Consider the following 12,229-nt stretch of genomic DNA (forward strand, 5'->3'; position numbering starts at 1 on the left):
AACCGTGTCGACTGCCGGGAGCGGCGGATGCTCGGAATGCGTCAGCTACGCATCAAGGGGAGCCGACAGCCTCGACAGGGCCGCCGCACGGCAGACATCCAGAATTTCATCGGCCAGGGGCGAGTCGTCGGGACACGCCCGTGACAGCATCAATGCGCCGATCACCTGCGCAAACACTTCGATGCGCCTGACGCGCAGGGCGCCTTCCCGTTTGCCGTCCTCTGGCGCACCGGGCTGGTTTGCCAGGGTTGCCAGCAGGCCTTCAACGCCGGTCGCAAAAGCCGTCTTGATCGCCGCCGGCTGACGCGCAGCGTCTCCGCACAGCGCGGCCATCGTGCAGCCTTCGCCACGAGCGTCGCGATGCTCCCGGGACAGGTATTGCCTGACGACGGCCACCGCATCGGCCCCTTCGGCCTTGGCGACCGACTGCGCAAAACCACAGGCCGCCGCTTCCGCCAGCAGGTCGGCCTTGGAGCCGAAGTGCTTGTAGAACCCGCCGTGGGTGAAGCCTGCGACCGCCATCAGGTCCGCAATCCCCACCCCGTCGTAGCCCCGCTCGCGAAACAGCGTGGAGGCCGTCTCGATGATGTGCGCCCGGTTCGCCTGCGCCTGCGCTTTGGTGACCTTCATGTCCAGGATCTCTCTAGATGTGCCGTCGGTGAAGTCATGAATATACATTGATGTCAATCATCATCAAAGCCCTTGACATCAAAGATGATGAGCGACATCATTGCTTCCTCACCTACTCCAATCAAGAGAAAAACACATGACTTCCCATTCCACAGTTCTCATCACGGGCGCCTCGACCGGCATTGGCGCCATCTATGCCGACCGCTTCGCACGCCGCGGCCACGGCCTTGTGCTGGTGGCGCGCGACAAGGCGCGGCTGGAAACGCTCGCCGCGCGCCTGCGCGAGGAAACCGGCGCGGCCGTCGAGATCCTTGCGGCCGACCTGACCCAGCCCGGCGATCTGGCCACCGTCGAGGCGCGCCTGCGCGAGGACGCCGGGATCGAAACCCTGATCAACAACGCCGGGGCCGCACTGTCCGGTCAGTTCATCGACCAATCGACAGACGATGTCGCCCGCCTGGTCAGCCTCAACACCACCGCACTCGTCAGGTTGGCGAGCGCCATCGCCCCGCGCCTGGCGCAAGCCGGCAAAGGCGCGATCGTCAACATCGGCTCGGTGGTCGGCCTGGCGCCCGAGTTCGGCATGTCGGTCTACGGTGCGACCAAGGCCTTCGTGCTGTTCCTGTCCCAGGGGCTGAGCCTGGAACTCACGCCCAAGGGCGTCTACGTGCAGGCGGTATTGCCCGCCGGCACGCGTACCGAGATCTGGGGGCGCGCCGGCATCGACAGCAGCGCGATGCCTGATTTGATGGATGCGGACGAGTTGGTGAATGCCGCGCTGGTGGGATTCGACCGCCGTGAGCTCGTCACCATCCCGCCGCTGCACGATGGCGCGCGCTGGGAGGTGCTGAACGGGGCGCGTCAGGCCCTGATCGGGGACATCCGGCAGGCGCAGGTGGCCGAGCGCTATCGCACCACCGCCTGAGCGGCAAAGCCGCCCCGCCACACCAAGCGCCTTGAAGAGACGATGACCCCTACCGACAAGCACCCAGGATCGCGCATGCCCTACATCGACGCCCCCACCCGGTCGATCGATGTCGACGGCACTGCATTCGCGTACCGCGACCTCGGGCCGCGCGGCGGCGTACCGCTGGTCCTGCTCAACCACTGGGGCGCGGTCCTCGACAATTTCGACCCGCGTATCGTCGATGGGCTTGCCCGCAGGCATCGCATCATCGCCATCGACCACCGGGGGATCGGCGCTTCGGGTGGAGCGGCGCCGTTGACCATCGATGCGATGGCGCAGGATGCGATCGCACTGATCCACGCGCTGGGTTTCGAGAGGGTCGATCTGCTCGGCTTTTCGCTCGGAGGGTTCGTGGCACAGGACATCGTGCTGAAAGCCCCCGGCCTGGTGCGCCGGCTCATCCTGACCGGCACGGGGCCGGCAGGCGGCAAAGGCATCGACCAGGTAGGAGCGATCTCCTGGCCGCTGATAGCCAAAGGCTTGCTGACGCTGCGCGATCCAAAGACCTACCTGTTCTTCACCTCCACGGCCAATGGCCGCCAAGCCGCGAAAGCCTTCCTGGAACGACTGAAGGAGCGCAAGGCGGATCGGGACAAGGGCCCGACGCCCCGTGCCTTCCTGCGGCAGCTGAAGGCCATCAAGGCCTGGGGCCGGCAGGCGCCCCAGGATCTGGGCGGCATCCGCATCCCCGTGCTGATCGCCAATGGCGACGACGACATCATGGTGCCCACCGTGAACAGCCATGACATGGCGCGTCGCATTCCCGGCTCGCAACTGGTCATCTACAAGGACGCCGGGCATGGCGGGATCTTCCAATACCACAACCAGTTCGTGCCCCAGGCGCTGGGCTTCCTCAACGACTGAACAATCAAAAAAACCCTGGAAAAAAGCTCCCCATGAAAGCTTTCATCATCGATCGATACGGAAAGAAAGAAGTCGGCCGCATCGGCGAAATGCCCGACCCCGAGGTCCGGGACGATGACGTCCTGATCCAGATCCACGCGGCGAGCATCAACCCCCTGGACTCGAAGATCAGGAGCGGCGAATTCAAGCTGATTCTTCCCTACCGCCTCCCCCTGATCCTGGGCAACGACCTGGCCGGAACGGTCGTGCGGGTCGGCGCCCGCGTTCGCGACTTCAAGCCCGGTGAAGAGGTCTATGCGCGCCCTGACGACGATCGCATCGGCACCTTCGCCGAGTTCATCGCCGTCAAGGAATCGTTGGTGGCGCCGAAGCCTGCGAATCTCAGCATGGTCGAGGCCGCATCCCTCCCGCTGGTGGCCCTGACGGCCTGGCAAACACTGATCGAAACCGCCAGGCTGAAAAAGGGGCAGAAGGTGCTGATCCATGCTGGCTCCGGCGGCGTAGGCACCATCGCCATACAACTCGCCAAGCATCTCGGCGCGTTCGTGGCCACGACCACGAGCACGGCCAACGTCGCCTGGATGAAGGCTTTGGGCGCGGACGTCGTCGTCGACTACAAGCAGCAGGACTTCGCCACGGTGCTTCGTGGCTACGACGTGGTGCTGAACAGCCTCGGCACCAATGAGCTGAACAAATCCCTCCAGGTTCTCAAGCCGGGCGGACATCTCATCTCCATCTCGGGTCCGCCTACTCCGGCGTTCGCCGCCGCGCGAGGACTGGCCTGGCCGCTCCGGCAGGTGCTGCGCCTGCTGAGTTTCGGCATCAGGAAGAAGGCAAAAAAGATCGGGGGCGAATACTCGTTCGTCTTCATGCGGGCCGACGGGGCGCAGTTGCGCGAGATCACTTCGCTCGTCGAATCAGGTGCAATCCGCCCGGTCGTCGACAAGGTATTTCCGTTTCAGGACACCCACAAAGCTCTGGCCTACGTCGACAGTGGGCGCGCCAAGGGCAAGGTCGTCGTGCGAATGATGTAACGGCTGCGCAGGTCCTTGAGTTCCTTGGCCCCTATAGACGACACGGAGAACGATTTGAATGCACATGCAACCGCCAACGTTGGCAAACGCGCCCTGGTGACCGGCGCATCCAGCGGCATTGGCGCGGCCATCGCGCGTGAGCTTGCGGCGCTCGGCGTCGATCTCGTGCTGACGGCGCGGCGCCGCGACGCACTCGACGCGGTCGCCGCGAGTTGCAAGGGCGTGAAGGTCGAGATCGTCACCGCAGATCTCGGCAAGCCCGATGCCGCACGCGCGCTGTGGGACGCCGCGATCGCCAGCGGCCCGATCGACATCCTGATCAACAACGCCGGGTTCGGTTATTTCCGCCGGTTCGACGAGGTCGACTGGGCGCGCGACGCAGAACTCATTCAACTCAACATGACCTCGCTGGTCGCGCTCGCGCGTTGCTTCGTCGACGCGCACAAGGCAGGCACAGGACCCGCGCACATGGTGAACATCGCGTCGACCGGCGCGTACCAGTCCGTGCCGAACATGGCGCTGTACGCCGCGTCGAAGGCGTTCGTCCGCAACTTCAGCGAGGGTCTCCATGACGAGCACCGCGGCACGCCGCTGTCGGTGACCTGCATCTGCCCCGGCGGCACCGAAACCGGGTTCCACGCCGCGTCAGGCGGGGGCGACTACTCGTGGATCGCGAATGCGTCGACGAAGAGCGCGGAGTTCGTGGCGCACGCCGCGATCCGCGCGATGCTGCGCGGCAAGCGCACGGTGGTGCCCGGGCTGTTCAACAAGCTGTCGTGCTTCGGCGTGCGTTTCCTGACAAGGCGGTTCGCGTCGCGGGTGGCAACTCAAGTGCTCGGCAAGCCGCGGTTGGCACTGCCGGCGCGAAGAGGGACTTGAGGCCGCGCCCTTATTCCCACTCAATGGTTTCCGAGGGCCGGAAACCCGCATGGATGCTTGCTTTGAGGGGTTGGGGCATTGTGCTTTACCGTCACTTCTACCGTCAAAAAACAATCGCTTTTGCTGGCGCGGGAGATGGACTCGGTTTGCGGGGAAGCTACTCCTGTCTATCAAACGTCAACGATCGCCAGCAACCGGTGCTCTATTTTGCCCGCGTTAAACGCGCTGGCTGCAAGACGGCGCAGGCAGGGTGGCCTACCCGGCTTCCGGGATGGGTTCGCATTACTCGGTGGGAGCGCTGCTCCGAAACTCACGCCTTCGGCATTTCCAGGTAGCCTTCGATAGCATTGCGTTAGCTAGTCGTTTATTGACAAATGACTAATTATTGCAACATACTTCAGGGATGGGCTCGGACTCCACGCTCGAACAAGCCGTCCTCGCGTTCGCCGGACGTCGGCCACTGCTGCGCGCGCGCGATCTGGCTGAGCAGGGCCTTCCGACCGTGGTGCTCAGCCGGCTGGTTGCCGCCGGCAAGCTTGAGCGCATCGCCCGCGGCGTCTACAGCCTGCCAGGGCGCGCGCACAGCGAGCACCGGTCTCTGGCCGAGGTAGCCCTGCGCGTGCCGCGTGGCGTGGTGTGCCTGCTGTCGGCGCTGCGCGTCCATGGCATCGGCACGCAAGCGCCCTTCGAGGTCTGGATGGCAATTCCCCATCACTCGCCCACACCCCGACTGGACCAGCCTGCCCTGCGCGTGGTGCGCATGTCGGGCGCCGCTATGACCGAGGGCATCGAGCCGGTCGAGATCGACGGCGTGAAGGTGCCGGTGTTCAACGCGGCCAAGACGGTGGCCGACTGTTTCAAGTACCGCAACAAGATCGGCCTGGACGTGGCGCTGGAAGCGCTGCGCGATGGCTGGACACAACGCAAGCTGACTATGGATGCGCTCTGGCACTACGCCACGGTGGATCGCGTTGCCAATGTCATGCGGCCCTATCTGGAAAGCGCCACCGCATGAGTCGCAACCTGGCCGCTTCCATCCGCGCCCGCCTGAAGCAGCGCGCCGATGCCACGAAGCAGGACTTCAACCTGACGCTGACTCACTATGGGTTGGAGCGGCTCCTGTACCGGCTGTCGGTATCGCCGCATGCCGCCAACTACCTGCTCAAGGGCGCACTGTTGTTTTCGCTGTGGTACGACCAACCACATCGGCCGACGCGGGATGCGGACCTGCTGGGCTTCGGTCCAGACGATCTCGACACCGCCGTGGCGGCCTTCCGCGAGATCTGCCAGATCAAGGTGGAGGATGGGATCGCATTCGATCCTGCCTCGGTCAAAGGCTCGGTGATCCGCAAGGAGGCGGGCTACGGCGGTGTGCGGATCGACCTGCGGGCGAAGCTGGATGGTGCACGCATCGCGCTGCAGGTGGACATCGGTTTTGGCGACGCGGTCACGCCGGCGCCGGAGACGGTCAGCTACCCGGTGCTGCTCGAAGACCTGCCCGCTCCGCAACTGCGCTCCTATCCGAAATACACGGTGGTGGCCGAGAAGTTTCACGCGGTGTGCCTGCTCGGCATGGCCAATACCCGCATGAAGGACTACTTCGATCTCTGGGTACTGCTTGCCGAGGATGCCTTGGAAGCCGCCGAACTGCGCCGCGCAGTCGAGGCCACGTTTGATCGCCGGAAACTCGCGATGCCCAGCACCCTCCCCTCGGGCTTGAGCGATGCATTCGTGCAGGATGCGGCAAAGCAACGACAGTGGGCCGCCTTCCTGAAAAAGAACCGACTCGAGGCCCTGGACCTCGCCCAGGTCGTCGCGCTGTTGCGCGGCGAGTTCCAGAAACTCGGGGCCTTCTGACTTGCACTGCCTTCGCGAACGCTGGTAGTGGAACGATCCTGTACGGGATTGCCGATGAAGACGTCGAGGGTGTGCCTGCTGCGGCGGCACTCAAGCACAGTCCCGCACCTGAGCGCAGATGGACGATCAGCAGCACCTCATACCATCGGCGCATGAGCACAGGATCAAGATTCGAACGAGCGCAATTGGTCGACATCGGCGTCAACTTCCACTCGGCGCAGTTGGTGTCGCTGACTGATCAATTGTTGATGCGTGCACGGGCGGCCAACGTGAGCCAGATCCTCGCGACAGGCACATCGGTGGCTTCCAGTCGTCTGGCCCTTGAGCTTGCAAGGGCCAACCCGGGCACCGTCTTCGCGACTGCGGGAGTGCACCCCCACGGCGCAAAGTCGTACGACCCAAGCACCTTCCGCGAGCTGACCGAACTCTGGGCATGCCCGGAGGTCGTGGCGGTTGGAGAGTGTGGCCTTGACTACAACCGCAACTTTTCGACTCCCCAGGCGCAGCGCATGGCCTTCGAGCAGCAGTTATCAGTGGCTGTAGAGACTGGCAAGCCGCTTTTTCTTCATTGCCGCGACGCCTTCACCGATTTCCACGACATGCTTGCCCCTGTGATTGCCGACGGAGCGCGCGGCGTCGTGCATTGTTTCACCGGCAACCGCGCGGAAGCAGAAGCCTTTCTCGCGATGGGGCTCGACATCGGCATCACGGGCTGGGTCACAGATCTCCAACGCGGCCAGGCGCTTCGAGAGGCCCTGCCGGCCATACCGCTGGATCGACTGCACCTTGAGACGGATGCGCCCTATCTGTTTCCCAAGAATGCCGAAAAACGTCGTGGACACAACGAGCCGGCCAATCTTCCTTGGGTCGCCGCCAGCGTAGCAGAGCTGGTTGGGCGCGACGTCGACGAGGTCATTCGAGCCTGCAGTTCCAATAGCCGACGAATGTTCGACCTTCCAGGCAATTGATCCTAACTACAGCCGTTACCCCCGGTGCCGCAAGTGTCCGCGGCAGGATCGGCAGCCCGATTTGACCGGCGATGCGCTGTTTACACCGACGCAGAATTTTGCCGCATGCCGGAATGCCAGTGAGAGCCGCAATGTTTACGCAAAACGTCGAGCACGAAGCGGCAGGCATCTCGCAGGCACTGGTTCATCCATCGGTTGGTATGTGGCTCAGATCGGCGTTGGGGCCAACAGGTTGCCGTCAAAAATACCGTAAAAAAAAGCGCTGCCTGCTTCGCTGATTGCTGTGGGAATAGGTCTTTGCTGCGAAAAAATGCCCATATCTTTCAACAACTTAGAGCTCTCGAGAGACACCATTTAATGTCGTGCTCACGGACATCGTGAATTAATCTAAGCCATTGATTTATATAGATATTATCCGCCCCCTCACTCCCACTCATCATCAGTAGCCCTTCCTGACCCGCGTCGCCAAAGGGCTCTGCCCCGATCGAATGGGCTCTATACCGTCGGTTTTGCCGTCACTCACGACTTACCAATGAATACTACGTGACAGCGCGTTCAGCTACTACTGAGCCCTCGCCGGCAGACAGGCTTCGGCCCAACGCGTTTATTCAACACCGCAGCTGCTCAGATGGCAGCTGGAACCCACGCCTGCGCGCCGCTCTCCAGAACCTGGCTACTTTGCAAGGGGCAGCATGCCTTGGCTCGTCATGTTCTTCCTCACGAAGATGTGGTCGGCCAGAATTCCGCCGGCGCTTTACGGCCGAACTCAGCGACGCCGAAGCGATCCCCGCTCCCACGGATACCGGCTGACTCAGATGGCATCGGCAACGCACACGCGGGCCAGGCGCGACACTTAGACGCTCGACTACCGACACAGCGCCTCTGACTTCGCCGCCTCGCCGTACAGGCCGCGCCCGTCGCTCCTGTGCCCCATGAATGCCCGGCATCAGAGATCTCGACTACTCCTGACAGGCGCAAACGCGTTGTGGGCAAGTCTCGCAAAATCGGCCGCTCAGGCGACAGCTGGATGGCTCTCGTCAAACGCCTGCCGCGCGTTCCGCACCACGTCCCGGCGATCAATGGCCCAGTTCGCAAGGGCTTCGAGCGGCACCAGCACCTCATGGCCGAGGGTCGTCAGTTCGTAGTCCACACGCACGGGCACCGTCGGCGTCACGGTCCGGCTGATGAACCCGTCACGCTCCAGGTTACGCAATGTGGCAGTCAGCATCTTCTTCGACACGTTCTCGATCGACCGCTGCAACTCGCTGAAGCGCTGGCTGCCCTCGGAAAGTCCGACGATGACAAAGATGGCCCATTTGTCACCCACTCGGCTGAGCATGTCCAGCACTTCGACGCAGGCACCAGGGGGGAGGTTGAGGTAACGAGGTTTCATCGGCGTGCCTTCTTGCGGTGTACTTGGTCTCCCTTATAGACTAAGTCACCATAAGGCAGACCCAATTGAAATCATGATAAATGAGCCCTCTACCCCTCAACGTCTCCGCATCGCCGTCGTGGGCGGCGGCTATGCCGGAACACGCCTGGCTAGAAGCCTGGACAGCGTGGCCGACGTGACCGTGATCGAGCAGCGCGACCGGTTCCTTCACAACATCGCGGCCATCCGGGCTGTCACGGACCCCTCGTGGCTCGACCGGATACTCCTGCCATACGATACCCTCCTACCCAAGGGGAAAGTCGTTCGCGCAGAGGTCACGGGGGTCGAGCCAGGGTCGGTTACCCTAGCCAGCGGCCAGAAGCTGGAAGCTGACTACGTGGTGCTGGCCCCGGGTTCGTCTTACGCCCTGCCATTCAAACCCGCCAAGGACGAAGGTCACGTGGCCTACCGCCGGCGCGTTCACGCCGCCCACGACCGGCTGCGCGTGGCGCGCGCTGTCACGATCATCGGTGCCGGGCCGGTCGGCATCGAGCTGGCCGGAGAGATCAAGCATGCCTTCCCGCACACCGAGGTCACGCTGCTGTCGGCCCACGACCGGCTTCTGCCCGGCTACAGCCCGCGCCTCGATCGACGGCTGAGAAAGGCACTCGCCGGCAAAGGCGTCCACCTCAAGCTCGGTCACCGTGCGCTCGATGGCGTCGACGCCCTCGAGCCGTTCGGTCCGGCCACCGTCCACCTGGAGGGCGGCGGCACGGTCGCCGCCGACCTGGTCTTTGCCGTGGGGGGCGCCACACCGAACACCGGGTTCCTTGCCGGCACGCCCGGTGTGGAGCTCGGCAAGGGCCGCATCCGGGTCGATGAACATCTGCAACTGCCGGGCATGTCCCATGTTTACGCGATCGGCGATGCCGCGCTCACCGCTGACACGTTGACGATCGGCGGAATCGAGCGGCAGGTGCCCTATCTAGAACAGCATCTCAAGGGTCTGATCGCGGGCACCGGCGGCCAGACCCAGCCCTACCAGGCATGGAAGTCTCCCGTCATCGTGGTGCCGGTGGGACCGGACGGCGGCGCGTCCCAGCTGCCGGCGTCGCTGGTGATGGGACGCTGGGTGACCCGCCTGCTCAAGGGCCGGACGCTGATGGTGGGCAAGGCCCGCAGGAATCTTGGCCTGGGCGCGGAGGTCTGACATGGCACCGACACCGACCGCCACCGCCACCGCCGCTGCCGCTGCCGCTGCTTCTCTACACACCCATCGTGGCCTCTCGCGGCTGGTGCGCAACCCGGCGATGGGCGCCGAGGCGATGTTCCTGCGATCGAGCGAAGAAACATCAGATGGTTCGGTTACCTGCATCTGTACCGAGCCAGGCCGTGCGAGTGGACCACCGATGCACTATCACCTGGAGTTCGAAGAGACCTTCACGTGCCTGGAAGGCACGCTCTATCTGGACGTCGGCAAACGCCGCCGTGTCGAGCTGAGACCGGGCGAGTCCGTGCATGTGCCGCTGGGATTGCCGCACCGGTACTTCAACGACACCGATGAGCGCTGCGTTTTTTCGGTCGTTGCCACGCCGGGCCGCATGTACGAAGACTCGATCCGCGTCGCCTACGGGCTGGCAGCCGACGGCCGGACCACCACAGGCGGCATCCCTAAGCATCCGCTGGATCTCGCATTCGTGTTCGCGCTGTCCGGCAGCTACATGACGGGCGTCCCACTCTGGCTGCAGAAAGGCGCAGCCCGCTTGGGCAAGGCCGTGGCCCGGCAAATTGGCTACGATCCAAACTTCGACAGGTATCTCAAGCCCACGGCCGATACTTCGGCTCAAAAGTCGGGAAACGAACGGAGTCCAGGATGACGCGGGGACGCGGACCTTCGGTGGGAATCCCGCTTCAGCGCCAGGGGTAGGCGGCGAGAGGCCTGCCGACATCCTCACAATCCCCTGCCAGTTCTTGAGCGGACGACCCACCAATCCGAGATCCGACCCGAGCCTCGTAGTGGCAGGTGCTCGAACATGAATCGACTCGTGTTTACCAGCTCAGCGTCCGAGCGCACGCCGATCGACCACTTATGACCCGAGTAGCGAAGCAGTCGACGATGGGTGTTGGCCTGTTGCTCCTGGGCCTGCGAGTGCTTCTGTTCTCCAGCATGATCGGCGTAGCCTGCTCGCGCAGCAGTTGGCGCACGTAGTCGCTCAGGTCTCGGCGCCCGGATGAGCAGCGCGATGCCCGAACTCCTTCAGATCCGCCCCGACGCAGAAACCACGGCCGTTGCGGTCAACAGCCGAGCGCGCATGCTCGTGTCTTCGCGCACGCGGCGCAACCCGTCGAGCACACCGTTCCGGGCGGGCTGGGTTATTGGGTTCAGCCGTACGCACTCGTTCAGGAGCAAGGTGGCGACGCCGTCCCGGACATCAAAAAGCACAGCGTCGTTCATGGCGAGGATGATTTCTGGAACCGAGGGAAAGGGGTACGGACGACATCGCTGGCTGCACTGCGCAGTCTCGCGCAGTCTCGCGCAGTCTCGCGATGCGTTCTCGCAGAGGCTGGTCAGAGATCGCGCTGCATGGGATCCGGTTGCAAAGGAACTGGCGGTCTCCCTGATTGAACTTCGGCCTCGATGAGCGGAGTCGGACCTCTGCAGGCCTGAGTAAGGTCACCTTCTATTGCTATATACCCTCCACATCACTCCGTCGCTGCAGCGCAAGTACTTTTGCAATGTCTTCGGATCTTTTGCGTACGAAATCGGCAAACAACTGGGCGGCGGGAGACGTAGGGATGCCCGCTAGAGTGATCAATCCAAGACGAAGCGGACGTATCGGGTCTTCGATCCGTAGTGCTTGCACCGAGGAGCTCAGCAGGGAGAAAAGCGGCACCGGCAAAAGTCCCAGAAGGTCTGCTTGGACGATGCTCGCCTGCACAAGCGAAATCGAATCGGAATGCAAAGCAATCTGAGGCGGCGGCAGTTGCTGTGCTGCGTACAGCTCCTCCACGGTCGACCGATGCGTGCTCGTGGCGGCTCCCACAACCCAGGAAGCACCACAGAGATCGACAAGTCTTCTGCAGCCAGCAAGGGGGTGTCCGGCGCGGGCTACCACGTGCATTGGGTAGGTCACCAGTTCTTCAAACTGAAATACTTTTGTGTCTCTATGCCCCGGCGGTATCGGCGCAATGATCATCTCTAAGCCGCCTTCACGCATATCCGGCGCCAAGTCATGAAACTGCCCTTCGGTGACATTGAAGTGGGCGATTCCTTGGACCTCGTTTAGAAGCGGCGCAATCAATTCGCCCGCCGCGAGCGGGGAGGCCCCGAGCGAGACGGTCGGAGAACTGCTTTGCGATAGCCGCGCCATTTCGGCCTGCGCGCGGTCCACTTGATTGCAGATTGTCCTGGCATGCGCAAGGAGGGCGTGACCGGCACTGGTTAGCGTTGTTCCCCGTGCAGTGCGATGCACCAGGTGCGCACCGACGTCTCGCTCCAGTTCGGCGATCCGCGTACTCAGCGCCGGCTGTGTAACACCCAACTCGCGAGCCGCGCCTCGCATGCTCCCGGCTTCGACCAGTGCAACAAGCGCCGACAGTTGCGAAAGCTTCATTGAAACAGCCGGGAGTTGAAACCAAAGCTTATCGCTATAGAAAA

The 12,229-nt window shown here is 63.2% G+C and carries 13 protein-coding genes; 9 read left to right on the plus strand and 4 right to left on the minus strand.

From position 1 onward, the window contains the following. Positions 1-45 precede the first annotated feature (45 nt). Positions 46-630 carry a TetR/AcrR family transcriptional regulator gene (locus tag M2282_RS25600; RefSeq protein ID WP_280811692.1) on the minus strand — a complete coding sequence of 195 codons (585 nt, stop codon included), beginning with the start codon at positions 628-630 and terminating at the stop codon, positions 46-48. Between the two features lie 136 nt (positions 631-766). On the opposite strand from M2282_RS25600, the gene M2282_RS25605 reads away from it, so the two are divergent. The 7 genes from M2282_RS25605 (at position 767) to M2282_RS25635 (ending at position 7,199) form a co-directional block, all read left to right on the plus strand. Then, positions 767-1,555 carry an SDR family NAD(P)-dependent oxidoreductase gene (locus tag M2282_RS25605; RefSeq protein WP_280811584.1) on the plus strand — a complete coding sequence of 263 codons (789 nt, stop codon included), beginning with the start codon at positions 767-769 and terminating at the stop codon, positions 1,553-1,555. A 75-nt stretch (positions 1,556-1,630) separates the two neighbouring features. Beyond that, positions 1,631-2,461, plus strand: coding sequence for an alpha/beta fold hydrolase (locus tag M2282_RS25610; RefSeq protein WP_280811585.1), 831 nt, complete (start codon positions 1,631-1,633; stop codon positions 2,459-2,461). Between the two features lie 32 nt (positions 2,462-2,493). Next, positions 2,494-3,495 (plus strand): NADP-dependent oxidoreductase, encoded by a 1,002-nt coding sequence (locus M2282_RS25615; RefSeq protein ID WP_280811586.1) that lies wholly within the window; start codon positions 2,494-2,496, stop codon positions 3,493-3,495. 96 nt (positions 3,496-3,591) lie between these two features. Further along, on the plus strand, positions 3,592-4,374 hold the full coding sequence (locus M2282_RS25620; protein ID WP_280811587.1) for an SDR family NAD(P)-dependent oxidoreductase: 783 nt from the start codon (positions 3,592-3,594) through the stop codon (positions 4,372-4,374). A 403-nt stretch (positions 4,375-4,777) separates the two neighbouring features. Then, the gene (locus M2282_RS25625; protein WP_280811588.1) at positions 4,778-5,389 is read left to right on the plus strand and encodes a type IV toxin-antitoxin system AbiEi family antitoxin domain-containing protein; all 612 of its coding nucleotides are present in this window, start codon (positions 4,778-4,780) and stop codon (positions 5,387-5,389) included. Then, positions 5,386-6,231, plus strand: coding sequence for a nucleotidyl transferase AbiEii/AbiGii toxin family protein (locus tag M2282_RS25630; protein WP_280811590.1), 846 nt, complete (start codon positions 5,386-5,388; stop codon positions 6,229-6,231). The genes M2282_RS25625 and M2282_RS25630 overlap by 4 nt, the downstream gene beginning before the upstream one ends. A gap of 185 nt (positions 6,232-6,416) precedes the next feature. Next, complete coding sequence (locus M2282_RS25635; RefSeq protein WP_280811591.1) at positions 6,417-7,199, plus strand: TatD family hydrolase; 783 nt, start codon at positions 6,417-6,419, stop codon at positions 7,197-7,199. 1,012 nt (positions 7,200-8,211) lie between these two features. Here the strand turns inward: M2282_RS25635 and M2282_RS25640 are convergent. After that, complete coding sequence (locus M2282_RS25640) at positions 8,212-8,592, minus strand: winged helix-turn-helix transcriptional regulator (protein WP_280811592.1); 381 nt, start codon at positions 8,590-8,592, stop codon at positions 8,212-8,214. A 166-nt stretch (positions 8,593-8,758) separates the two neighbouring features. On the opposite strand from M2282_RS25640, the gene M2282_RS25645 reads away from it, so the two are divergent. Together M2282_RS25645 and M2282_RS25650 are read left to right on the plus strand one after the other, a co-directional pair. Continuing rightward, entirely contained in the window at positions 8,759-9,781 is a 1,023-nt protein-coding gene (locus M2282_RS25645) for an NAD(P)/FAD-dependent oxidoreductase (RefSeq protein WP_280811593.1), read from the plus strand. Position 9,782: 1 nt separating this feature from the next. After that, on the plus strand, positions 9,783-10,448 hold the full coding sequence (locus tag M2282_RS25650) for a cupin domain-containing protein (RefSeq protein WP_280811594.1): 666 nt from the start codon (positions 9,783-9,785) through the stop codon (positions 10,446-10,448). A 380-nt stretch (positions 10,449-10,828) separates the two neighbouring features. On the opposite strand, the gene M2282_RS25655 is transcribed toward M2282_RS25650, so the two are convergent. Then, positions 10,829-11,026 (minus strand): hypothetical protein, encoded by a 198-nt coding sequence (locus M2282_RS25655; protein ID WP_280811595.1) that lies wholly within the window; start codon positions 11,024-11,026, stop codon positions 10,829-10,831. 232 nt (positions 11,027-11,258) lie between these two features. Next, positions 11,259-12,185 carry a LysR family transcriptional regulator gene (locus tag M2282_RS25660; RefSeq protein WP_280811596.1) on the minus strand — a complete coding sequence of 309 codons (927 nt, stop codon included), beginning with the start codon at positions 12,183-12,185 and terminating at the stop codon, positions 11,259-11,261. Positions 12,186-12,229: the final 44 nt, after the last annotated feature.

Origin of the sequence: Variovorax boronicumulans (assembly GCF_029892485.1) — a bacterium.
GTDB lineage: Bacteria > Pseudomonadota > Gammaproteobacteria > Burkholderiales > Burkholderiaceae_C > Variovorax > Variovorax boronicumulans_B.

What these genes read in the sequence shown, in the direction of transcription:
- M2282_RS25600 (WP_280811692.1), bottom strand. Translation starts at nt 630, where the DNA reads ATGAAGGTCACCAAAGCGCAGGCGCAGGCGAACCGGGCGCACATCATC.
- M2282_RS25605 (WP_280811584.1), top strand. Translation starts at nt 767, where the DNA reads ATGACTTCCCATTCCACAGTTCTCATCACGGGCGCCTCGACCGGCATT.
- M2282_RS25610 (WP_280811585.1), top strand. Translation starts at nt 1,631, where the DNA reads ATGCCCTACATCGACGCCCCCACCCGGTCGATCGATGTCGACGGCACT.
- M2282_RS25615 (WP_280811586.1), top strand. Translation starts at nt 2,494, where the DNA reads ATGAAAGCTTTCATCATCGATCGATACGGAAAGAAAGAAGTCGGCCGC.
- M2282_RS25625 (WP_280811588.1), top strand. Translation starts at nt 4,778, where the DNA reads ATGGGCTCGGACTCCACGCTCGAACAAGCCGTCCTCGCGTTCGCCGGA.
- M2282_RS25630 (WP_280811590.1), top strand. Translation starts at nt 5,386, where the DNA reads ATGAGTCGCAACCTGGCCGCTTCCATCCGCGCCCGCCTGAAGCAGCGC.
- M2282_RS25640 (WP_280811592.1), bottom strand. Translation starts at nt 8,592, where the DNA reads ATGAAACCTCGTTACCTCAACCTCCCCCCTGGTGCCTGCGTCGAAGTG.
- M2282_RS25650 (WP_280811594.1), top strand. Translation starts at nt 9,783, where the DNA reads ATGGCACCGACACCGACCGCCACCGCCACCGCCGCTGCCGCTGCCGCT.
- M2282_RS25655 (WP_280811595.1), bottom strand. Translation starts at nt 11,026, where the DNA reads ATGAACGACGCTGTGCTTTTTGATGTCCGGGACGGCGTCGCCACCTTG.
- M2282_RS25660 (WP_280811596.1), bottom strand. Translation starts at nt 12,185, where the DNA reads ATGAAGCTTTCGCAACTGTCGGCGCTTGTTGCACTGGTCGAAGCCGGG.